At 69.8% G+C, this 21,183-nt stretch carries 19 protein-coding genes and 1 pseudogene; 10 read left to right on the top strand and 10 right to left on the bottom strand.

Annotated features, from left to right (window positions below):
- Positions 1-5: 5 nt before the first annotated feature.
- Complete coding sequence (locus ACGFI8_RS37715; protein ID WP_392812020.1) at positions 6-1,934, bottom strand: cellulose binding domain-containing protein; 1,929 nt, start codon at positions 1,932-1,934, stop codon at positions 6-8.
- 44 nt (positions 1,935-1,978) lie between these two features.
- On the bottom strand, positions 1,979-2,341 hold the full coding sequence (locus ACGFI8_RS37710) for a hypothetical protein (protein WP_392812019.1): 363 nt from the start codon (positions 2,339-2,341) through the stop codon (positions 1,979-1,981).
- Positions 2,342-2,780: 439 nt separating this feature from the next.
- Between ACGFI8_RS37710 and ACGFI8_RS37705 the strand changes: the two genes are divergently transcribed.
- From ACGFI8_RS37705 to ACGFI8_RS37685, 5 genes are read left to right on the top strand one after another with little or no spacing between them, the layout of a single operon-like run.
- Entirely contained in the window at positions 2,781-3,311 is a 531-nt protein-coding gene (locus ACGFI8_RS37705; RefSeq protein WP_392812017.1) for a (2Fe-2S)-binding protein, read from the top strand.
- Complete coding sequence (locus ACGFI8_RS37700) at positions 3,308-4,300, top strand: FAD binding domain-containing protein (RefSeq protein WP_392812015.1); 993 nt, start codon at positions 3,308-3,310, stop codon at positions 4,298-4,300. The genes ACGFI8_RS37705 and ACGFI8_RS37700 overlap by 4 nt, the downstream gene beginning before the upstream one ends.
- A 2-nt stretch (positions 4,301-4,302) precedes the next feature.
- A complete protein-coding gene (locus ACGFI8_RS37695; protein ID WP_392812139.1) occupies positions 4,303-6,387 on the top strand; it encodes a xanthine dehydrogenase family protein molybdopterin-binding subunit in 2,085 nt (694 codons plus the stop codon).
- Positions 6,377-7,375, top strand: a complete 999-nt coding sequence (locus ACGFI8_RS37690; protein ID WP_392812014.1) for an XdhC family protein — start codon at positions 6,377-6,379, stop codon at positions 7,373-7,375. The genes ACGFI8_RS37695 and ACGFI8_RS37690 overlap by 11 nt, the downstream gene beginning before the upstream one ends.
- Positions 7,376-7,396: 21 nt before the next feature.
- The gene (locus tag ACGFI8_RS37685) at positions 7,397-8,620 is read left to right on the top strand and encodes an MFS transporter (protein WP_392812012.1); all 1,224 of its coding nucleotides are present in this window, start codon (positions 7,397-7,399) and stop codon (positions 8,618-8,620) included.
- Positions 8,621-8,689: 69 nt separating this feature from the next.
- Here the strand turns inward: ACGFI8_RS37685 and ACGFI8_RS37680 are convergent, their stop codons facing one another.
- The gene (locus tag ACGFI8_RS37680; RefSeq protein WP_392812010.1) at positions 8,690-9,811 is read right to left on the bottom strand and encodes a glycoside hydrolase family 19 protein; all 1,122 of its coding nucleotides are present in this window, start codon (positions 9,809-9,811) and stop codon (positions 8,690-8,692) included.
- A gap of 341 nt (positions 9,812-10,152) precedes the next feature.
- Here ACGFI8_RS37680 and ACGFI8_RS37675 point away from each other — a divergent pair, with 341 nt between their 5' ends.
- Positions 10,153-11,073: a hypothetical protein gene (locus tag ACGFI8_RS37675; RefSeq protein ID WP_392812009.1), complete on the top strand. Its 921-nt coding sequence runs from the start codon at positions 10,153-10,155 to the stop codon at positions 11,071-11,073.
- Positions 11,074-11,193: 120 nt separating this feature from the next.
- Entirely contained in the window at positions 11,194-12,165 is a 972-nt protein-coding gene (locus ACGFI8_RS37670; protein ID WP_392812007.1) for an aldo/keto reductase, read from the top strand.
- Positions 12,166-12,228: 63 nt separating this feature from the next.
- Here the strand turns inward: ACGFI8_RS37670 and ACGFI8_RS37665 are convergent, their stop codons facing one another.
- Genes ACGFI8_RS37665 through ACGFI8_RS37655 form a run of 3 tightly spaced genes read right to left on the bottom strand, consistent with a single transcriptional unit; the run spans position 12,229 to position 15,451 of the window.
- Positions 12,229-13,593, bottom strand: a complete 1,365-nt coding sequence (locus ACGFI8_RS37665) for an ABC transporter substrate-binding protein (protein WP_392812006.1) — start codon at positions 13,591-13,593, stop codon at positions 12,229-12,231.
- A gap of 26 nt (positions 13,594-13,619) precedes the next feature.
- On the bottom strand, positions 13,620-14,489 hold the full coding sequence (locus ACGFI8_RS37660) for a carbohydrate ABC transporter permease (protein WP_392812005.1): 870 nt from the start codon (positions 14,487-14,489) through the stop codon (positions 13,620-13,622).
- Positions 14,486-15,451: a carbohydrate ABC transporter permease gene (locus ACGFI8_RS37655; RefSeq protein WP_392812003.1), complete on the bottom strand. Its 966-nt coding sequence runs from the start codon at positions 15,449-15,451 to the stop codon at positions 14,486-14,488. The genes ACGFI8_RS37660 and ACGFI8_RS37655 overlap by 4 nt, the downstream gene beginning before the upstream one ends.
- Before the next feature lie 289 nt (positions 15,452-15,740).
- On the opposite strand from ACGFI8_RS37655, the gene ACGFI8_RS37650 reads away from it, so the two are divergent.
- On the top strand, positions 15,741-16,148 hold the full coding sequence (locus ACGFI8_RS37650) for a hypothetical protein (RefSeq protein WP_392812001.1): 408 nt from the start codon (positions 15,741-15,743) through the stop codon (positions 16,146-16,148).
- A 51-nt stretch (positions 16,149-16,199) separates the two neighbouring features.
- Positions 16,200-16,988 (top strand): alpha/beta hydrolase family protein, encoded by a 789-nt coding sequence (locus tag ACGFI8_RS37645; protein WP_392812000.1) that lies wholly within the window; start codon positions 16,200-16,202, stop codon positions 16,986-16,988.
- A 168-nt stretch (positions 16,989-17,156) separates the two neighbouring features.
- On the opposite strand, the pseudogene ACGFI8_RS37640 reads toward ACGFI8_RS37645, so the two are convergent.
- The 3 genes and pseudogenes from ACGFI8_RS37640 to ACGFI8_RS37630 all read right to left on the bottom strand — a co-directional run.
- Positions 17,157-17,384 (bottom strand): annotated as a pseudogene (locus ACGFI8_RS37640) (protease inhibitor I9 family protein); the annotation flags it as partial.
- A gap of 229 nt (positions 17,385-17,613) precedes the next feature.
- A complete protein-coding gene (locus ACGFI8_RS37635; RefSeq protein WP_392811998.1) occupies positions 17,614-19,077 on the bottom strand; it encodes a trypsin-like serine protease in 1,464 nt (487 codons plus the stop codon).
- Positions 19,077-19,490 (bottom strand): peptidase inhibitor family I36 protein, encoded by a 414-nt coding sequence (locus ACGFI8_RS37630; RefSeq protein WP_392811996.1) that lies wholly within the window; start codon positions 19,488-19,490, stop codon positions 19,077-19,079. Before ACGFI8_RS37630 ends, ACGFI8_RS37635 begins: the two co-directional genes overlap by 1 nt.
- A gap of 534 nt (positions 19,491-20,024) precedes the next feature.
- On the opposite strand from ACGFI8_RS37630, the gene ACGFI8_RS37625 reads away from it, so the two are divergent.
- Positions 20,025-20,465, top strand: a complete 441-nt coding sequence (locus ACGFI8_RS37625) for a hypothetical protein (protein WP_392811995.1) — start codon at positions 20,025-20,027, stop codon at positions 20,463-20,465.
- Positions 20,466-20,967: 502 nt separating this feature from the next.
- Here the strand turns inward: ACGFI8_RS37625 and ACGFI8_RS37620 are convergent.
- Positions 20,968-21,183, bottom strand: a 216-nt coding sequence (locus ACGFI8_RS37620) for a hypothetical protein (RefSeq protein ID WP_392811993.1), incomplete at its 5' end; no start/stop codon positions are given.

Raw genomic sequence — 21,183 nt, 5'->3', positions numbered from 1 at the left:
AGGTGTCAGTAGGTGAAGGCGTACCCCGCGGAGGAGACGCCGCACGCGGACACGTACAGGGTGTACTTGCCGTGGGGGATGCTGGCCGGCACGGCGAAGTCCGTGCTCTGCGCCTCGCCGGGCTTGCTGGTGATCATCGAGCTGAAGTTCGACGTCCTCGTGTAGTACACGTGGCCGGCGCTGTCCTTGAGGTACACGATGGGGTAGTTCTGGGGGTTCTGGTAGTCGTCCTCGCCGAGGCTGACCAACCCGGACAGCTGCGTGCCGTTGAGGTGGAAGGTCGTACCGCTGCCGGACACCGAGGTGACCGTCGGGCGCCAAGCGTCCTTCGGGGCGCCGATCGGGGTGTACACCCAGTTGCGGCTTCCCGCGGCGGCCAGCACCTGACCGTTGGGCAGGTTGATGAAGTTGACCGGGGCGCCGGCCGGGTCGTTCGGCTGGCTGATCGTGGTCATTGTGTTGGTGGCCGGGTCGAACTCGTTGACCAGCGCGCCCGACGCGGAGCCGCACTCGTTGGTGAGCCATGAGCAGCGGACCGAGTCGAAGATGACCTTGCCGTTGCCTTCGGGCGTGGCGTACACGTCGTCCACGAACGATCCCTGGGGGATCGCCGGTCCCTGCGCCCAGCTGCCCGGGTCGGACGGCTTGGCGCCGGGAGTGTAGATGACCGATGTGTTGTGCCCCATGGCGAGGATCCGGCCGTCGTACATCAGCGTGACCGTCGACGTGTCGACGGTGCCGTTGGCGTACGAGGCGGGTGGCCGGGCCCCGGTGTACCAGACGTTGCCGGCCGGGTCGTAGCGGTAGGTGCCGCCGTTGCTGATCGACACGATCGACCCGTCGGGCAGCGGCACCCAACCGTCCTCCGCCGCCGGTGCCGGCCGGTTCGCGGCCGCGGTCCAGCTGCTGGTGGCCGGGTTGAAGATCTGCGTGCGGGCGCTGCGCTGGTCGCTGGCGACGATCCGCCCGTCCTTGAGGTGGGCGGTGCCGGTGTCCCAGAGGTTGCCGTAGAGCCCGGACTGGCCCAGCGTCCACGTGTTGGTGACGGGATCGTACAGCTGGACGCCGTTGTGGTCGTTCGAGGAACTGCCCGACGGCCACTGATACACGTACTCACCGCCGGCCTGGTAGAACCGACCGTCCGGCAGGATCTGCTCCTGCGCGGCGCCCACGCCGTAGGGCGAGGTGGCCAGCTGGACCCAGGTGCCCTTGGTGTAGTCGCCGAACTGGTCGGGCACCAGCTTCACCCACTGGTGCAGGTCGGCGCCGTTGGACAGGATGCTGCCGTCGGTCAGCAGCCACATGAACGTGCCCGCGCCGTGGTTGAACGGGTTGACCGGCACCGCGGCCCAGGCACCCGGGGTCCCCGGGACCGTCGGCGGCGGGCTGGTCGTGCCCCCGCCGGGACTCGTGCTCGCGCTCGGGCTTGTGCTCGGGCTTGTGCTCGGGCGCGGGCTCGCCGAGGCGCTGGGGCTCGTGCTCCGCGACGGCGAGATCGCCGGCGAACTGGGCGTGCTCACGCCGCCGGTACAGGTCACCCCGTTGAGGGTGAAGGTGGCGGGCGGCGGGTTGGCGGACCCGGTCCAGGACCCGTTGAACCCGAAGCTGACACTGCCGTTGGTCGCGATCGAGGCGTTGTAGCCGGCGTCGACGGCGCTCACCGCGGTGCCGCTCTGCGTCACCGACGCGTTCCAAGCCTGGGTCACCGCCTGCCCGGCGGTGTACGACCAGCGCAGGGTCCAGCCGTTGATCGGGTCGCCCAGGTTGGTGATGCTGACGTCGGCAGTGAACCCGGTGTTCCATTGTGAGCTGACGGTGTACGACACCCGGCAACCCGCCGCCGCGGCGTGCGCGGTCACGGTGACCCAGGCGGTCGTGAGGACGGTGGCCGTGACGGCGGCCGTGGCCAGGAGCTGGCGTCGTCGGCTGGACATGGTTCTCCTCGGGGTGCTGAGTGGCCGATCGAACTGGTCAGGGGTCAGGGTTCGCGCCACCGTGGCTGCGGATCGGCGGTGCCCGGCGCGCACTGCAGCAGCCTCGCCTGCGCGCTGAAGCCCACCGCGCCGGCCGGCGAGCACGCCGCCCCGGCGGTCACGTCGCGGGCGTACCCGTCGCCACGGGTGCCGGGCACCGGCGCGGCGGAGCCCGAGGCGGCGGTGGCCGGCTCCCACGAGGCGGCCGCCGCCGGTTCCCGGCCCGTGCCGGCACCGCTCGGTCGCGGTTCACCCGTCGGCGTGGCCGGGCCTGTGGCGGTGACGGGGCCGGTCGCCAGGGCGGCGGCGAGCGCGCCGGCGGCGGCCAGTACGGCCGCCGCCGACGCGATGACCCATGGTCGCCTCATGGCTCGCCGCCCTTCCCGTGCTGGCCACGTCACCGATGGTCCGAAAAACTCCGAAAACTATGAAAGCGTTTTCGGTACGACCGAATCATCTACGCCAGTCGATGTCAAGAGCGGGCTTCCCTTGCCAACCGGCGGAAACGCCGGCGTGCGTGACAACACCGGGACCGGCGCCACCGTGGCGTGAAAGTTCCATGTTTCGGGCGTCCGCGCCCGCTCGCGTCGCCGCCCCGGCCGGCCTGACCGAGTTATGGAAAGCTCGCGAACTCTTGCCCGATCGTACTGATTTCGACGCGGCCGGTTTCCCGCAAGCGCGCCGTTGAGTCGGATGACAGATGTAACCCCAACGCGTGGCATCGAGAGTCGAAGTGCGACCGGCCGGGCGGCAGTCGGCGCCGAGCGGCACCGCACACATCGACCTACGGTGGTGAGAGGAAACGGGATGATCGACGACACCGGCGGCGAGATCGCGCTGCACGTCAACGACGTGACCCATCGATTTGCGGTGGACAATCGCCGGACGCTGCTCGACGCGCTGCGCGAGGACATCGGCTGTACGGGACCGAAGAAGGGTTGCGACCACGGGCAGTGCGGGGCCTGCACGGTCCTGCTCGACGGGCGCCGGGTGGTGTCCTGCCTGACGCTCGCGGTCGCCGCACAGGGCGCCTCGATCACGACGATCGAGGGCCTGGCCCCCGAGGGTGAGCTGGCCCCGATCCAGGAGGCGTTCGTCCGGCTCGACGGCTTTCAGTGCGGGTTCTGCACGCCGGGGCAGATCTGCTCGGCCGTCGGCATGCTGGCCGAGCACGAGGCCGGGTGGCCCAGCGCGGCCACCGCCGACGTGTCCCCGGACCGCCCGGCACCGCGCCTGGACCCGCCCGAGGTGCGCGAGCGGATGAGCGGCAACCTGTGCCGGTGCGGGGCGTACCCGAACATCGTGCGCGCGGTGCTGGAAACGGCGGCGGCGCGATGAGGGAGTTCGCCTACCACCGCGCGACCGAGGTGCGCGACGCGCTCACCCTGGTCGCCGAGGAGTCCGGCGCGCGTTTCCTGGGCGGCGGCACCAACCTCGTCGACCTCATGAAGAATGAGGTCGAGACGCCGACCCGGCTCGTGGACGTGCGGCAGTTACCGCTCGACGGCGTACGTGAGACCGACGACGGCGGTCTCGTCATCGGCGCGACCACGACCAACAGCGACGCCGCCGCCCATCCCGAGGTGCGCCGCCGCTATCCGGCGCTGACGCAGGCCATCCTGGCCGGGGCGTCGGGCCAGCTGCGCAACATGGCCACGGCCGGCGGCAACCTGCTGCAGCGCACCCGGTGTTCCTACTTCGCCGACGTGACCGAGCCGTGCAACAAGCGGGTGCCCGGCATCGGGTGCGGCGCGATCGACGGCGTGCACCACAACCACGCCATCCTCGCCTGGAGCGAGCACTGCGTGGCCACGCACGCGTCGGACATGGCGGTGCCGCTGGCCGCGTTCGACGCGGTGGTGCAGTACGTGACGCTCGACGGCACCGGCGAGATCCCGCTCTCGGAGTTCTATCTGCCGGTGGGCGACCGGCCGGATCGGGAGACGGCGCTGCCCCGGGGCGCGCTGATCACCGGGATCGCGCTGCCGCCGGCCGCCGTCGCCCGGCACTCGCGATACCGCAAGGTGCGCGAGCGGGCGTCGTACGCCTTCGCCACCGTGTCGATCGCGGCGGCGCTGGAGGTCCGCGACGGCCTAATACAGGACGTGCGGATCGCGCTCGGCGCGGTTGCGCCCCGGCCGTGGCGCGCCCGGACCGCCGAGGCGGCCCTGGTGCACGGCCCGGCCACCGCGGAGCGGTTCCGGGCCGCCGCCGAGGCCGAGCTCGCCGCGGCGCAGCCGCTGCAGCACAACGGATACAAGGTCGCCCTGGCGCGCAACCTCATCGAGGCCGTGCTGACCGAGCTTGCCGAAGGGAGGCAGTACTGATGATGCGAGCGGTGGGGACTGCGCGGCCCCGTGTCGAGGGCCCGCTGAAGGTGACCGGCGCCGCCCGCTATGCGGCGGACGAGCGGCGGCCCGGCATGGTCTGGGGCTGGATCGTGGCCGCGGCCATCTCCAAGGGCCACATCGCCGAGATCGACGCCAAGGAGACGCTGGGCATGCCCGGCGTCCTGGGCGTGCTCGACCACAACAACGCCCCGCGGCTCAACCCGGACGCCGGCAACTACTTCGGGCCGGACGGCAGCCTGCAGTACCTGCAGAGCGACGCGATCCCGTACGCGGGCCGGCCGATCGCGCTCGTGGTGGCCGAAACCATGGAGCAGGCGCGCGCCGCCGCCGCGGCGCTGAAGGTGACCTACCACGAGCAGCCCCACGACACCACGTTCTCCGTGGACCACCCGGCCAAACGGCCGGCGTCCCAGGCGTTCGGCCCCGAGGCGGACACCGGTGACCTGGAGGCCGAGCTGGCGGCGTCCGCGGTGGTGGTCGACGAGGTGTACCGCACGCCGGAGGAGAGCCACAGCGCCATGGAGCCGCACGCGGCGACCGCCTGGTGGGAGGACGGCGACATCTACGCCATCGACTCCAACCAGGGGCCGTTCAGCGTGTCGCAGGTGGTGTCCTCGCTGTTCCAGATCGACCGCGAACGGGTCCACATCCGGGCCGAGCATGTGGGCGGCGGCTTCGGCGCCAAGACCGGGTGCGGTCCGCAGCTCGTCTTCGCGATCATGGCGAGCCTCACCTTCGACCGTCCGGTGCGCGTCGTGCTCACCCGCGAGCAGGTGTTCCTGTCGACATCGGCGCGGCCGAGCACGCAGCAGCGGATGCGTATCGGCGCGGACGCCGACGGGCACCTGCGGGCGCTGTACCACGATGCGGTCTACTCGGTGTCGCCGCTGGCCGAGTACATCGAGTGGTGCATCGATCAGTCCCACGTCCAGTACGCGTCGTCGGCGATCCGTACACACCTGAGCGTGGTGCCGCTCGACCTGCTGCCGCCGGAGACGATGCGCGGCCCCGGCGCGACGCCCGGGTCGTTCGCCCTCGAGTCGGCGATGGACGAGGTGGCGGAGCGGCTCGGCATGGACCCCGTCGAGTTCCGGCTGCGCAACCAGCCCGACGCCAATCCCGTGACCGGGCACCCGTTCAGCAGCCGCCGGTCGGTCGAGTGCCTGCGCGAGGGGGCCCGGCGGTTCGGCTGGGGAGGCCGCGACCACCGGCCCCGAATGCGGCGCGAGGAAAGCCTGCTCGTCGGCTCCGGCGTGGCCACCGCCTCGTTCAGCGCCGGGACGTTCCCGTCCAGCGCGACGATCACCGCGGAGGCGGACGGGACGTTCACGGTCGGCATCGGCGCCACCGACATCGGCACGGGGGCGCGGACCGCGCTGATCGCGCTCGCCGCCGACGCGCTCGGCGTCGGCGTGGACCTGATCCGGATCAAGATGGCGGACAGCGATCTGGGCATGGCCTGGGGTGCCGGCGGATCCCGGGGCACGACGTCCTGGTCGTTCGCCATCCTGGAGGCCGCGCGCCGGCTGCGCGAGAAGCTGGCCGACCCGGCCCGGCCGGTGAGCGCGACCGTCGACACCACCACGCTCATCAACTACCAGCCGCTCCGGGAGCGGCAGACCTTCAGCGCCGTGTTCGCGGAGGTCACCGTCGACCCGGCCACGGGCGAGGTGCGGGTGCGCCGCCTGCTCGGCATGTTCGCCGTGGGGCGGGTGGTCAACCCGCTGCTGGCCCGCAGCCAGCTGAGCGGTGCCATGATCATGGGCCTGTCCATGGCCCTGCACGAGGAGAACGTCCGGGATCCGCGCAGCGCCCGGGACGTCAACAGCGACTTCGCGGGGTACCACATCGCCGCGCACGCGGACGTGCCCGACGTCGAGGCCGACTTCGTGCCCGACTACGACCCCGAGGACCCGGTCGGCATCAACGGCCTCGGCGAGATCGGCACGGCCGCCACGGCGGCCGCGATCGCCAACGCCGTCTGGCACGCCACCGGCAAACGCCACCGGACCCTGCCGATCCGCCTCGACCGGGTGCTGGAGCCTCCGTCTCGTGTTGCGTGAGGTGTGGCCGTACGTCGACGCCCAGCGCCGGGCCGGTCACCGGGTCGTGCTCGCCCGCCTGATCGGGCGGGACGGCCCAGGGTCCCGGCCGCTGGGCGCCACCATGGCGGTTTGCGCCGACGGCACCTGGCGCGGCTCGGTGTCCGGAGGGTGCGTGGAGGCCATCGTGGTCGAGGCCGCCCGGGAAGTGCTCGGCGGGGCGGCGGCGCACGTGCTCTGCGTGTCGCCGGGCGAGCAGCTGCTGCCGTGGGAGGACGCGCCGGCCTGCGCAGCCACGCTCGAGGTCCTCATCGCCGGCGCGCCGCCCGAGCCGGTGCACGGCGCCATCCTGGCGGCGCTGCGGGAGGACCGGCCGCTCGCCGTCCGGGTCGAGTCGCACCCGCCGTACCGCTGGTCGGTGGCCGCCACCACCGACCGGCTCGGCGGGGAGGACGGAGCGTTCGTGGAGTGGTTGCCGCCCCGGCGCCGCCTGATCCTCGCGGGGGCCACGGACCTCGCCGCCACCGTGGCCCGGCTGGCGCACCTGCTGGACTGGGCGGTGGTGGTGCTGGACCCGCGCCCCGACCACGTGCGATCGGGCGCCGTGCCTCCCACGGCCGTCGTGGAGCAGGCGTGGCCGGACGCCTGGCTCGCGGTCCACCGGCCGCGGCCCGAGGACGCGGTGGTGGCGCTCACCCACGATCCGCGCATCGACGACGCCGCCATCCGGGCGGCGCTGGCCGGCGGCGCGGGCTACGTGGCGGCGCTGGGCAGCCGGGCCACCCACGCCCAGCGACTGCGGCGGCTGGAGGGCACGCCTCGGCTGGACCGGCTCGTCGGCCCGGCCGGGCTGGACCTCGGCGGCGCCTCGCTCGCCGAGACCGCCCTGTCGATCATGGCGGAGGTCGTCGCGGCGGCGAACGGCCGCGGCGGCACCCGGCTGCGCGACGGCGACCAGCCAATCCGTGTCCTGGAGGTGATGTCGGTGAATTGGATCGAATCATCGTGACGGGTCTGCTAGACACGTTCGGTGTCTGACCGCCGACGACTGTTCCCGCTCGGCTGTGCCCTCGCCGTCGACATGCTCGGCAGCGGCGTCTTTCTGCCCGTCTCCATCCTCTACTTCACCAACGTCACCGGGCTGCGGCTGAGCATGGTCGGCCCGCTGCTGAGCGCCGCCGCGATTGCCTCCCTGCCGGTGCCGCTGATCGTCGGGCACTTCGCAGAGCGCTACCGGCCGCTCGACCGCGTCATAATCGCCCAGCTGATGCAGGGTGCGGCGTTCGCGGCGTTCGGGTGGGTGCACGATCCCGTCTCGGTCCTGGTCGTGGCCATGGTCGCGGCGGTCGGTCAGCGGCTGTTCTGGTCCTCGTTCTTCTCCGTGGTGGCCGGCCTCGCTTCGCCCGGCGAGGACAGCCGGCACGCCGACCGGCGATACGCGGCCGCGGGCATGATCCAGATGGCGGCGATCGGCGGCGGCGCGCTCCTCGGCGGTCTCGCGGTGACGTACGGCTGGTACCGGCCAATCGTCTACCTCAACGCGGCGACGTTCCTGGTCTCGGCGCTGTTGCTGCTGCTCGTGCCGCGCGACGCGCCGACGCCGGCCGCAGAGCCGGTTTCGGGCGGCTACCGCGCGCTGCTGCGCGACCGGCCCTATCTGCTGCTCATCGGTGTCAACACGGTGTTCGCCCTGTGCAGCATCTTCGTCGGCGTGGCCGTGCCGGTCTACCTGGTCGACGCGCTGCCCGCGCCGCATTGGCTGGTCGGGCCGCTCCTGACCGCCAACACGGTCCTGCTCGCGTCCGGGCAGCGCCTAGCGGTGCGGCTGGTCCGGCCCCTGTCCCGTCCGCAGGGTCTGGCCCTTGCCGGAGCGTTCTGGGTGTTGTGGGCACTGGCCTACGCGGCGGCGATTCGCGTGCCCGGGGTGGCCCTGGTGCCCTACCTGCTGCTTGGGATGGTGTTCTTCGCGGCGGCTGACCTGATTCACGCGCCGCTGTCCAACGCGCTGTCGGCCGCGGCCGCCCCGCCCGCACAGCGGGGTCGCTATCTCGCCGTGTACCAATACTGCTTCGCCTTCGCCAACATCCTGGCGCCGACGTTTTTCACCGCGCTCTACGCCCGCGGCCCGGCCATACCTTGGCTGGTCCTCGCCGCGCTGGCGACCGGCGCCACCGTGACCATGTTCAGCCTGCAGGGACCGCTTGCCGCCCGGGAGAAGGCGCCGGACTCTCCCACAGTGCCATCCACGGCATAGCCGGCGCCGGCCAACGGACCGGTCGCGCTATGGGCGTGACCGGTCCGTCGATGACCGTGCTCGTCCGCGTCAGCAGGTCAGATTGCCGCCCGCGGGCACACCCAGAATGCCGACGAACTGGTTGTAGAGATTCACCCGGCTCTGCATCTGTGCGGTGTTCCCGCCGTTGCACTCGATGCTGTTGATCGCCCGGATCGTGGTGCCGAAGCCCTGCCCGTTCACCATCGCGTTGTGCGACGTCGTGCCCGCGCCGCCGGTGCCGGTCATCCAGTACCACAGCCCGGTCTGCCACGAGATCGACGCGTTCGTCGCGACGAGGTTCGGGTTGTTCAACAGGTCGACGCCGAGCGCGTCGCCCGCCGCCTTGTAGTTGAAGTTCCAGCTCAGCTGGATCGGGCCGCGGCCGTAGTACGCGGCCTGGCCGGCGGGGCACCCGTAGGGCTGGCTCCAGTCGCAGTAGTGCGGGTAGTTCGCGGTGTTGATTTCGTTGATGTACACCAGACCGCCGGTTTCGTGGCTGACGTTGGCCAGGAACGCCGCGGCCTCCTGCCGCTTGACCGTGTCGCTGCCGGTCGTGGCGAACGCGGGGTACTTCTTCATCGCGTCGGTCAGCCCGGCGTAGGTGTAGAACGAGTTCCGGCTCGGGAACATCTGGTTGAACTGGGCCTCGCTGACCACGAAGCTCGACCCGCCGCCACCACTGCCGCCGCTCGGGACCGTCCACTTCTGGTTGGCGCCACCGCCGCAGGACCAGATCTGTAGCGGCGTTCCGTCGGCCGAGCTGGGGCCGGTGGCGTCGAGGCACTTGTTGGCCTGGGGGTTGACGATGTCGCGGGCAGCGTTGGCGACCCACTGCTGGGCGCCGGTGCCGTTGCAGTCCCACAGCTGGACCTTGGCCCCGTCGGCCGTCGATCCGCCGGAGACGTCAAGGCACTTGCCGAGGGCCCGGATCGTGCCGTCGGTGCCCACGGTCCAGCTCTGCGCGTTGGTGCCGTTGCACGTCCACAGCTGGACCTTGGTGCCGTTCGCGGTGTTGGCGCCGGCGACATCGACACACTTGCCGCCGTAGCCGGTGATCGCGCCGGTGCCCGCGGCGACCGCGGTCCCCGGGATGAGGATGAAGGTGCCGAGGACGGCAGCGGCTGCCGCGACGAGCACTCGGCGCAGGCGCGCCGATCGTGATCTGTCCATGGTGATGCTCCAGGGTGAGGGAGTGGGCGGGACATCGACCCTGATCTCTTGGGGGCTTTTTTCATATCGCAAATTCAGCCCACTGTAAAGAGTCTTTCCTTTTATCCGGATGCGTCGCGGCAGGATCCGGAGCCGCGTGGCGCGCGGCGCGGAGTGGGTGACCGAAGGTTGACTTTCCCGTGAGCCGGGCGACCGCAGTGGCTAGGTTTTGCGCTGCGGCACAGCGGTCGGCTGATGCGTCGGTCGCCCAACGGTCAGCGACACCGACTGGCCGTGACGGCCACCAACAGAGAAGAGAGCCAGTGTCAGAGGGAAAGAGCTACGCGCTTCACGACCGCACGATGTCCTCTTCGCCCAGGACGTCACTCCTGCGCAGGGCCGGCCAGGTCGCGCTCGCGCTCGCGAGTGGGACCGCCCTCGTCGCGCTCCTACCCGCAGCCCCGGCCCAGGCCATGACCTCGGGCGGGATCATCAACGGCGGGCGCTGGTGCGCGGCGGGCCAGCAGGTGACTGGCGGTGGTGCCTCGGTGGTCGGTGAGGGCACCGGCGACTTCAACACGCGCATTGAGGGGTCCGAGGTAAGGGCGCACTTCGACTACACCACGAACTCGGCGGCTGGCTTGTGGGCGACCACTATCCGCAACGCCGACGGTGTCTCCCACCAGATCGGCCTGTTCAGCGTCTGTGTCAATAGCGTCGCCGGCTACCAGGTCGCCTCCAAGGACGTCACCGTGGCCGCGGGCGGGTTTCTGCGTGACACCGCAACCTGCCCGGCGGGAACGGTGGCGCTCGGCGGTGGTGCCGCCGACACTCCCTACAGCTCCAACCAACCGGCCTCCGTCGATCGCATCGTCCAGGAGTCCTCACCGGGCACAAGCGGCAGCCAGTCCCTGTGGCTGACCGCACTGCGCAACAACGACACCGTCTCCCATGTGATCAGGCTGTTCGCCGTCTGCGCCAACGCCCCGGCCGGCTATCAGGTCATGCACAAGGATGTCACCCTGGCCCCCGGCGGGTTCGTCCGCGACACCGCGCGGTGTCCGGTGGGCTCGGTGGTGCTCAGTGGAGGTGCGGCAGTCGTCGGCTCGGGCAGTGCCGACTTCAAGACCCGCATCCAGGAGTCTGCGCCCGGCGTCGCCGACAGCCAGTCCCTGTGGATGACCGCCCTGCGCAACAGCGACAGCGTCTACCGCACCATCAGCCTGTACGCCGTCTGCGCCAACCCACTCACCGGTTACCAGGTCGTGCGCTCGGATGTGTAGAGCCGACGTGTAATACGGGGTAGGCGGAAACAGCGTCCGGACAAAGGTTCGGACGCTGTTTGGCTTCCTCTGAAGGCTCGGGGGCCAAGCTCTGATCCACCACTCACCTAGGGTTAGATCATGGACTACACCCGATTGGGCAGCTCCGGCCTGAAGGTCAGCCGGATCGCGCTCGGTTGCATGAGCTTCGGTGAGCCGGACCGCGGCACCAACCAGTGGACGCTCGACGGCGACGCCGCCGGGCCGGTCTTCCGGCAGGCCGTTGAGCTCGGCGTCACGTTCTGGGACACGGCCAACGCGTACAGCGACGGCAGCTCGGAGGAGATCGTCGGCCGGGCGATCCGCGAGTACGCCGGCCGCGAGTCCATCGTGCTGGCGACGAAGGTGTTCTTCCCGATGCACGACGGGCCGGGCGGATCGGGGCTGTCGCGCAAGGCCATCCTCGAGCAGCTCGACGCGTCGCTGACCCGGCTCGGCACCGACTACGTGGATCTGTACCAGATCCACCGCTTCGACCCGCACACGCCGGTCGAGGAGACGATGGAGGCGTTGCACGACGTGATCCGGGCCGGCAAGGTCCGCTACATCGGGGCGTCCTCGATGTGGGCGTGGCAGTTCGCGAAGCTGCAGCACGCGGCCGATCTCGGCGGCTGGACCCGGTTCGTGTCGATGCAGAACCAGTACAGCCTGCTGCAGCGGGAGGAGGAGCGGGAGATGTTCGGCCTGCTCGCCGACCAGGGCGTCGGGTCGCTGCCGTGGAGTCCGCTGGCCAAGGGCCGTCTGGCCCGGCCGTGGCAGGAGCAGACCACCCGCCGGGCCGAGATCGATCCGCTCCATGCCCGCTACGAGGGCGACGAGAACCGCCCGATCGTCGACGCCGTCGGGCGCGTCGCCGAGGCCCGCGGCGTGCCGATGGCCCAGGTCGCACTCGCCTGGGTGCTGCGCAACCCCGAGGTGGACGCCCCGATCATCGGCCCGACCAAGCCGCACCACCTGAACGACGCGGCGGCTGCCCTCGAGCTGGAGCTCACCGGCGAGGAGGTCGCCGCCCTGGAGGAGCACTACACGCCGCGCCTTCCGTCCGGCTACTGAGCCGTTCCCCGGCCGGTACAGCGAGCGGCCGGCACCACGTGCCGGCCGCCAGCTTCGGACGAGTTACTTGAGGTGCGGCTTGACCTGCGAGGTGTAGATGCCCTCGAGGGTCGACTTGAGCTTGGTCATCTCGGCCTGGACGTCACCGTTCTTGGTGAGGATGTTGGCGCAGGCGTTCGCCATCTCCTGGTCGGCGCCCGGCAGGAACACGCGGGCCCAGTCCTGGTTGCGGGTCACGGCGAGCTGGTCGATCGCGACCTTGGCCTGCGGCGTCTTCGCGATGATCGAGGACGCGTCGGCCGACTTGCGAACCGGCATGTACCCGGTCGCCTGCGAGAACTTCAGCGTGTTCTCGGGCGAGGTCAGGAACTTGATGAAGGTGGCCGCCGCGACCTGGTTCTCGGGCTTGATCTTCTTCGGGATGCCGACGCCCGCACCGCCCGTGGGGCACACCGGCGAGGTCTCCTTCGGGCCGCCGGGCAGGAAGCCCGCCCCGACGTCGAACTTGGCGACCTTGAGGATGCCGACCAGGCTGCCCGTCGAGCCGACGGTCGCGCTGACCGCGCCGGCGGAGAGGTCCTGGGTGGAGTCCTTGCCGGCCACGCCCGACCACTTGTCCTTGTACACCGCGTCGGCGAGGAACTGCAGACCCGCGACCGCCGCGGGCTTGTCGCAGGTGACGTCGAAGCTCTCCTTGGCCGACCACCCGCCGCCGGCGCCCCACAGGTTGTTCTGGAAGCTCCAGCCGGCGTACCCGGCCAGCGCTGGCAGCTGGAACGCGTGCTGCAGGCCGGGGTTGGCCGACTGCAACTTCGGCGCCCACTCGGCGAACTCGTCCCAGGTCTTCGGCGCCCGGTCGGGCAGGCCGGCGGCCGCCCAGTGCGCCTTGTTCCAGTAGAACAGCGGCGTGGAGCGGGCCCACGGCACGGCCCAGATCGAGCCGTCGTACTTGTAGTCGGTCAGCAGCTGCTCGCGGTAGTCGCTGGTGTCCCAGTTCAGCGCCTTGAACAGCGAGTCGAGCGGGATGATCGAGTCCTGCAGGAAGTAGCGGAACCACCACACGTCGGAGAGCACGACCAGGTCGGGCAGCGTGCCGCCGGCCTGCGCGGCCTGGAACTTCTGCGCGATTTCCTCGTACGTCGAGCCGGCGGTCACCAGCTGGACCTTGATGTCGGACTGGCTCTTGTGGAACGCGTCGATGATCTCCTGCGTCACCTGCTGCGACGACCCGGGGTTCGACGACCAGAAGGTGATGTCGCTCGCCGGCTTGACGCCGGTGAAGTCGAGCTGGTCGGGTTTGGTGGACGGTGCGTCCGACGACGTCGACGGACCCCCGCCGCACGCGGCCAGGGCCGCCGCGGACAGGCCGCCGGCCGCGAGGCCGAGGAACCGCCGCCGGTTGAACTCGGCAGGCTGGGAGAAGGACACGCTGTACCTCCTGGTTGATCGATTGATCACCCCTTGACACCGCCGTGTGTCAAGCCGGTGACGATGTGCCGCTGGAGCGCGGCGAACACGACAAGCACGGGAAGCAGGACCATGACGGTGCCGGCCATGACGATGCCGTAGGAGGCGGCCGAGCTCTCGCTGTTCTGCAGCAGCGTCAGGCCGACCGGCAGCGTCATCATGTGGGGGTCCGAGACGATCACGAGTGGCCACAGATAGTCGTTCCACTCGAAGACGATGTTGACCAGCGCGACGGTGGCAATGCTGGGGGCCGCCATCGGTACCACCATGTGCCACAGCCGCCGCCAGTGCCCGGCGCCGTCGACCTCCGCCGCATCCAGGACGTCGGTGGGCAGGGTGAGGAAGCTCTGCCGCAGCAGGAACGTGCCGAAGCCGCTGCCGAGCCCCGGCAGGATGATGCCCCAGTACGTGTCCTGCCCGCCCAAGCTGCTGATGAAGGTGAAGTTGGGCACCACGCTCACCTGCGGCGGCACCATCAGCGTCGCGAGCACCGCCCAGAACACCAAGCGCCGGCCCGGGAACCGGACGAACACCAGCGCGTACGCGGTGAAGATGGCCAGCAGCACCTTGATGCCGGCCCCGACGACGGTGACGATCGCCGAGTTGAGGAACAGCCGCGGGAACGGCACGACCCGCGCGGCGTCGCTGTAGTTCTCCGGGTGCAGCGGGTTCGGCAGTACCACAAGCTTCTGCGTGATGACGTCGGCCGGGCCCTTGAGGGAGGACAACAGCAGGTACCCGAGCGGAAGGATCACGACGAGCACCGACAGGAGGATCGGCAGATACCCGGTGGCGAGCGTGGCGACCAGGTTCCGGCGCGAGAGCGCCCGCGGCCGCGCAGGGGTGGCAACGGTCATCGGTAGTGCACCCGCCGCTCGAGGACGACCAGCTGGACCAGGGTCAGCGCGACCAGCAGCACGAACAGGACCGTGGAGAGCATCGCCGAGTAGCCGGCCTGGTTGTACCCGCCGAACGCGCGCAGGTAGGCGTCGTAGATCAGCGTCGTGGTGCCGCGGCCGAGCGGCGTCATCACCCGGATCAGGTCGAACGCCTGCAGTGAGTTCAGGATGCTCGTCACCATCAGGAAGAACGTGGTCGGCGACAGCAGCGGCCACACGACGGAGAAGAACTTCCGGCCGGCGCCGGCCCCGTCGATCGCGGCCGCCTCGAGGATGTCGGAGGAGATCGACTGCAGCCCGGCCAGGTAGATCACCGCGGCGTAGCCGAGGTTCTTCCACACGTAGACGAGGACCACCATGACCAGGCTGAGCGAGTCGTCGTTGAACCACTGCGGGCTCTGCAGGCCGATGCCGCGCAGGATCGCGCCGAGCGCCCCGACCGTCGGGTCGAAGATGTACTGCCACGCCAGCCCGACGCCCACCCCGGACAGCACGAACGGCGAGAACACCGTCGCCTGGGCGAGCCCGGCGCCGCGCACCTTCCGGTTGAGCCCGAGCGCCACCAGCAGCCCCAGCCCCATCGACAGCGCGACGGTGGCAACGGTGAACACGGCCGTGGTGAGGAAGACCTGCCCCGCCTGCGACGAGCTGAAGAACTGGACGTAGTTGCCGAACCCGACCGCCCGCGCCGTCGGCGCCCCCAGCGTCCAGTCCAATGTGGAGTAATAGACGTTGAGGAACAACGGCCGGTAGGTGAACATCACGATGAGCGCGATGTTGGGCACGGCCAGCGCCACGAACACGGCGGCTTCCCGCCACGCCCGCCGCCGGCGCGCCCGCGAAGCCGGGCCGGGCGGCCCCGGGGCAACGGCTTCAGGCGGCGACGGCTCGGCCGTGGTCCGCCCGAGCCCTGCAGTCATGATCGACAGCTAACCCACACGACCTGTACGCGCAGCGACCGGTCAGTGAACGAACCGCATCGACACCTGAAAGTCCCTCCGCTCGGCCCGGTAGGCTGTGCCGCCGTGGACCGCTGTCACTACCGTGCGGGTCGAGCACCGGGCCGGAACCGCTGTCGATGCAGCGGGCGCCGGACGGGTTGGTCGTCGTCGCCGACCTGACCACCGCCCTCCAGCGTGGTCTCGACACCGAGATCGCGCGCCTGTGCAACGCCGTACTTTGACAACACTCGACACGAGGAGGATGACCATGGGTCTGGCGGAACGGCGAGCGGCACAGACGTATCGCACCGACGAGTTCCCGGAGTGGAAGCGCAAGATCGATCAGGCCGCCTGCTTCGAGGTGCCGGTCGAGGTCGCGTGGGACGAGCTGGCGGTCGACGGTTACGCCGGCGACTACTCCGCGTTCTTCACCAAGGTGTATTTCCGGCCGCTGGCCGAGGCGCTGGGCGCGATCACCATCGACGACCTCGGCAAGGATGCCCTGAAGGCCGGGCTCGAGAAGATCGTCGTCAAGAACTCGGGGCAGTACTACAGCAACAGCGGCTTCACGTTCGCCGGCGGCGTGCTGACCGTCGACCACCGTGCCGAGTCCAACGTCGAGTACTACGACGAGCGCGCGAAGCAACTCCAGCAACTCCTGGAGTCCGGCCTCTGAAACTCCGGAGACCGTACGCAACCGCGGCGGCCCGCCGGAGGTCAGCGTGGTATGCGGATCGTCCTGCTCGCTGCCTGCGCCCTCCTGCTCACCGGCTGCGCCGGGGATAGCGCGTCCACCCCCGCCGACGCATCGAAGGGCGCGCCGGTCGTGGCGGCGCCCAGCCCGACGAACGGTTGGTGCGCCGATCCTGAGCTCAACGACAAACAGGTGACGTTCGCAAGCCAGGGCGGGTACCTCGCCGGGTACCTGCTCGGCGACGCCCGCGCCAAGGTCGCCCTCGTCCTCGCGCCGCAGTCCGGCGCCGATGCGTGCTCGTGGCTCGGGTGGGCGAAACAGCAGGCGGCTGCCGGCTACCGGGTGCTCGCGTTCGACTTCAATGGCGAGGGCCGCTCGGTCCGCGGCATCACCGGCACCTTCACGCCCTCCGGCGATGTCGAGGCGGCCGCGGCCTACGCTCGCGAACAGGGCGCTGTCGGCGTGGTCCTGATCGGCGCGTCGCGTGGCGGCACCGCAGTGCTGGTCGCAGCTGCCCGCCTCATGCCGCCCGCCGCCGGTGTGGTCAGCGTGTCGGGTGTCGCCGAGTACATGCACGAGAACGCCGTGCAGGCCGCGCCACGACTGACGGTGCCCGTGCTGTATCTGGTGGCGAAGGACGACAGCAGGGCCGCCGATGACGCACGGGCGATGTACGACGCCACCCCGGGTGAGCGCCGCACGCTGAGCGTAATTCCGGGGCGGGGGCACGGCAGGGGGCTCGTGACGGAGGGCTCCGACGGCTCCGCCGAGGCGTCCGCGGCCATCGCCGCCTTCCTAACCGCCAACGCCAAGCCCGCCTGACACAGAGCGAGCCGAGGCGCCGAGGAGACCGGCTCGCCGCTGAGCCCCACGACGGCCGCTGCCCGACGGACCATGGCGGGTCCACCGGGCAGCGGCGGGAATCAGTTGACGACGAAGAGCAGCCGGTTCGGCGAGCCGGAGCCGGGGCTGCCCACCACGCCGCTGGTGGATGTACGCCCGCACTGTCGATGCCGTGTTCGGGTAGGTGTAGCTACCGTTCAGCGGTAGGTTGCGCTGGTCGATCCGGTCCAACCCCCAGGTCGCGCCGGTCTGGGTGCCCTGAATGGTCACCACCTGGTCCTGCTCGACGTAGGCGACTGCCGGGTCGGCGGCGAGCCGGGCGGCCTGGCCGGCGCTCATCTTCGCACTGAAGCCGGTCAGCGCCGCGGTCCAGACGAGGCGTGCTGCCTGGCCCAGCAGATCCCGGGCGCCGCGCACTTCGACACGATGGAGGAGTTGCCGCAGAACGCCCTGGTCGGCCCGCCGACCGTCGTGCGATAGCACCCGCTGCGGTCCAACGGCCGGGCTCCTGCGAGGTGAGCGGCACCGCAATGCCGGTGCCGCCCACGTATCCGCACTTACGATGCGCCGTCCCGCGACTTTGCGGGCAGCAGGTGGCGCCTGGTCACCCGTTCGACGTGTTGATGACGTTGAACGTGAGACCGGTCTTGGTCTGTGCGTTGCTGAGCACCTGTTCAACCGACGCGTACACGCTGTACTCGTTGGCGACGCAGGAGCCGTTCCCGGCCGGGCCGCCGGAAAGAATGCCGTACGCCTTGCCCTGCAGCTGGCTGAACAACGGGCCGCCGCTATCGCCCTTGCGGCTGCAGATGTTGACCTTGATGCCACGACCGCCGCCGTCGCCGACGTAGTTCAGCATGAACACGCTGGCGATCTCGCCGCAGCGGGTGCCGTACTGGTACCCCACGTTCTCGGAGTAGACGGTGCCCGTTCCTGTACCGGTGGCACACACGATCGTTCCTGCCGACATGTCCCACCAGCTCTGGGTCGCCAGAATGGCGTACGGGTTGCCGCTGTAGCAGGGACTGGGCGATGTGGTGCAGCTGGAGGCCACGAGGTTGTGCTGACCCCTGAGCCAGTAGCCGCTCCAGTTGATGCCGTCGGTCTGATATGGCAGCAGCGCCCAGTCGTAGAAGTTCCCGGACGGCGCGTTGGAGTAGTACCTGGTGTCCGCCGGGGCGTTCGCGTTGTGTTCGTCCTGGCCGTCTGCGGCCTTCTCCCAGGTGAACGGCAGTCCGTTGTGGTACGTGTACTGACGCCTCGTGGTATCCGCCACGCAGTGCCCGGCCGTCAGGACGTAGGCCCAGCCGTTGCTGCCACGCACGTTGTAGCCGACCGTGCAGCTGCCGAAGTCACCGCCGTCGCGCCGGACGTGCATCCGGATGCCACCCCGCGCCGGAGGGTCACACGACAGCAGGTAGCACGCCTTCTGTTCACCTGCCGGTGCCGGCCCGGAGGTATCGACGTTGACTTGGACCGCTTCGCCGGCGACGTTACCCGCGAGTGTGCGGACCTCGACCGCGACCTGGGCGTTGGTCCCCGAATACTTGACGTTGATCGTCTCCGTGCGTTTGTCGGCGAACACGGTGACGTCGGCCTTGCCGGCCAGCTTCTTCTCCGTCGCCAGCCGGGCTGCTTCCAGCTGCTTCGCGGTGTGCTTACTCTGCACGAATCTGGCCTCAGCCGCGTCGGTCGACACTGAGGCCAGTGCCTTGGCGCCCGCATCCGGCTTGCTCGTGAGGAACACCAGCTTGCCGCCGTTTGCCTGGTCGATGTGGAAGTCGAGCAGTTCGTCGCCGACCTGGTCACGGACCTTCTTGATGATCTCCGGCGATCGTTCCTGCAGCCGGAGGCGCCGCATTGCCTCGTCCTGCGTGACCCCGTACTTGTTCATGAGGTAGTCGAGGGACTCCCTCGCCCGGTCGACGTCGTTGACCAACGGCGTGTTCGACGTGGGAGTACTCGTCGGGTCCGGGCTGGGCTCGGCCATTGCTGGCGTCCCGAAGAGCACCGCGGCGGAGGCGATCGTGAATACGGTGGCGGTTTTGGCAATTCGTCCGGTTCGCATCAGCAGTACGCTCCGAATCGGTGGCTCGAGACGTGGTCGCGCCAGCCGCGGCCGGGCTCGTTGGTCCAAGTCGGCAGCGTACTGTTGGACGGCAGGCTCGGTATCCCGGTCTGCTTGCACACCACGAACCAGTCGCCGCCGTATCCGTAGTCGCGATAGAACGTGATGTCGGACGTCTGCCCGTTGTTGTAGAACGACCAGGAGTTGTCCTGGATGTTGTTGAACGGGGCGGGCAGCGTGCTGTAGTCGGTTTCGCTGTTGTAGAACGCGTAGCCCGTCCCTGTGTAGTTGTCCAGCGTCCACAGGCAGACGTAGCCCAACGGGCAGCTTCCGGAGCCGTTCCCGATCGTCATGCGTGTGGTGACCGCCAAAGCCGGTGCGGCGGCGTGCACCACGCCGAATCCGGTCGCCAAGGCGACCACCACGGCCAACGCGGCCCTACGCCAGAGGCGCCCCGCCTGATTTGCCTGCCTCACGCGTCCGCGCGTCGTTGGTGGCGGTAGCATCGATCCTGTACCCACGAGTCCTCCCAACCCTTGGAGCCAACTGGGTGCAAGGGCTGCGGTGTTGGCGCACCGCAGCCCTACCCTTGAAACTTGCCGTGTGACAGCTTTCGCCTCGGCCGACTGCCGGGCGAGAACGAGGAATGGGCCGGAGGAGCCCGCGCCAACGATGGCGACAGGCTCCTCCGAACCGAGCATTTAGTGCCGAGCACACCGGCCCGGACGCCGCCTCAGGGCCTGCGCCCGTGAGTCGTAGCGTCCATTGTGGTCATGCTGAATGGCAGGCAGTCACTGTCCTGCGGCTCAAAGGCCCTCCCCGTGTCAGTGATCGAAGAGTAGCTACGCGTTGTCGGCACCGCAAGATACATGTCGGCAGATTCGCTGCGTGGAACCCAAACGCTCGCGGGCTCTAGACAAGCAGATCATTTTCGATAACCTGTGCCGATGTTGAAGAGGCTGGTCGTTGCTGTGCTGGCGGTGTTCGCGCTGCTGGCCGTCACCGGTATCGCACCGGGCGACTCGACGGAGGCCACCGTCGATCACTGCTACGACACCTACGACGACCACACAACGATGCAGCGGTACAGCCGGTGCACCGGACACTGGACCCGACTGGGCATCCGGTTCACCGGCGAGGTCTACGGCGTCGACGTCCCGTCGACCTGGCAGGTGATCCCGCCGTACCCGCTGCCTGACGGTTCGCACGAGGTGACGATCGCCGACTCCGCGAAGCACCAGGCGGCCGTGGCGATCCCGGGCGCAGCGACGGTGACGCCGTGGCTGGTCTGGACCATCCGCATCGCGCTGGCCGCTCTGGCCGTGCTCGCAGTCATCGCGCTCGTCAGGCGCGTGCGGTCGTGGCGCAAAGCGCGGGAGTCCGTATAGCGCCGCAGCGACCCGGGGCTCCGGCTCCGTGCGGCCGGCGGCAACCATGTGGCGCCGTGGCCGCACCCTGAACGTCGTGCCCGCCAGGCCGTTGCGGGCCGTGGCTGTCGGGGCGGCACGTCACCATGGCGATGGCCAGGAACGCGCTCGTCGGCAGATCCGTGTGCCAGCTGTGCGGATCGATGCCGCACGCCACGCAGCGATATTTCCTCCGCGGAACCGTGTCGGTGTGCTCGGGCGCTCGCAGGCGGCCTGTGTGCAACCGCCATCGGCCACGACTTGCCGCAAGGCAAGTCCGGACTCGGCAAGATCATCCGCAATGGTTACTTCGACCTGAAACGGTAGATCGACGGCAGTCGGCGTGTCCGGCGTGGCCGGACACGCCTGGGCGCCACGATGGCGGTGACAGGAAGTCGTTGGCGCGCAAGGGACTGCGGTCATGTTGCGGACGCGGAACGTGCAGTTCGTGACGCACTTCAGGTCGAGCTAACTAACCACACATTCACGGTGCGCGGCCGATCTTCGACATGGACAGTTCCACGCCGATGGCCGGGTGGTCGACGGTGCCGGCCGGATCGCTGGTCACCGTGATGCAGAGGTCTGCCGCGGTCAGTTGGGCGAACCGGCGCACCGGCCGGCATGACTCGGGTCCGTCCCACCGTCCATCCCACGCTTTGGCCTCTTGCAGATGCCGCCGCAGGCGCTCGGTGAGGACGGT

It is taken from the genome of Dactylosporangium sp. NPDC048998 (assembly GCF_043197855.1).
GTDB lineage: Bacteria > Actinomycetota > Actinomycetes > Mycobacteriales > Micromonosporaceae > Dactylosporangium.
The sequence above is the reverse complement of the archived record's forward strand: the minus strand, read 5'-3'. Positions and strand labels throughout refer to the sequence as shown.

What these genes read in the sequence shown, in the direction of transcription:
- ACGFI8_RS37715 (WP_392812020.1), bottom strand. Translation starts at nt 1,934, where the DNA reads ATGTCCAGCCGACGACGCCAGCTCCTGGCCACGGCCGCCGTCACGGCC.
- ACGFI8_RS37710 (WP_392812019.1), bottom strand. Translation starts at nt 2,341, where the DNA reads ATGAGGCGACCATGGGTCATCGCGTCGGCGGCGGCCGTACTGGCCGCC.
- ACGFI8_RS37705 (WP_392812017.1), top strand. Translation starts at nt 2,781, where the DNA reads ATGATCGACGACACCGGCGGCGAGATCGCGCTGCACGTCAACGACGTG.
- ACGFI8_RS37700 (WP_392812015.1), top strand. Translation starts at nt 3,308, where the DNA reads ATGAGGGAGTTCGCCTACCACCGCGCGACCGAGGTGCGCGACGCGCTC.
- ACGFI8_RS37695 (WP_392812139.1), top strand. Translation starts at nt 4,303, where the DNA reads ATGCGAGCGGTGGGGACTGCGCGGCCCCGTGTCGAGGGCCCGCTGAAG.
- ACGFI8_RS37680 (WP_392812010.1), bottom strand. Translation starts at nt 9,811, where the DNA reads ATGGACAGATCACGATCGGCGCGCCTGCGCCGAGTGCTCGTCGCGGCA.
- ACGFI8_RS37675 (WP_392812009.1), top strand. Translation starts at nt 10,153, where the DNA reads ATGTCCTCTTCGCCCAGGACGTCACTCCTGCGCAGGGCCGGCCAGGTC.
- ACGFI8_RS37670 (WP_392812007.1), top strand. Translation starts at nt 11,194, where the DNA reads ATGGACTACACCCGATTGGGCAGCTCCGGCCTGAAGGTCAGCCGGATC.
- ACGFI8_RS37660 (WP_392812005.1), bottom strand. Translation starts at nt 14,489, where the DNA reads ATGACCGTTGCCACCCCTGCGCGGCCGCGGGCGCTCTCGCGCCGGAAC.
- ACGFI8_RS37655 (WP_392812003.1), bottom strand. Translation starts at nt 15,451, where the DNA reads ATGACTGCAGGGCTCGGGCGGACCACGGCCGAGCCGTCGCCGCCTGAA.
- ACGFI8_RS37650 (WP_392812001.1), top strand. Translation starts at nt 15,741, where the DNA reads ATGGGTCTGGCGGAACGGCGAGCGGCACAGACGTATCGCACCGACGAG.
- ACGFI8_RS37645 (WP_392812000.1), top strand. Translation starts at nt 16,200, where the DNA reads ATGCGGATCGTCCTGCTCGCTGCCTGCGCCCTCCTGCTCACCGGCTGC.
- ACGFI8_RS37635 (WP_392811998.1), bottom strand. Translation starts at nt 19,077, where the DNA reads ATGCGAACCGGACGAATTGCCAAAACCGCCACCGTATTCACGATCGCC.
- ACGFI8_RS37625 (WP_392811995.1), top strand. Translation starts at nt 20,025, where the DNA reads ATGTTGAAGAGGCTGGTCGTTGCTGTGCTGGCGGTGTTCGCGCTGCTG.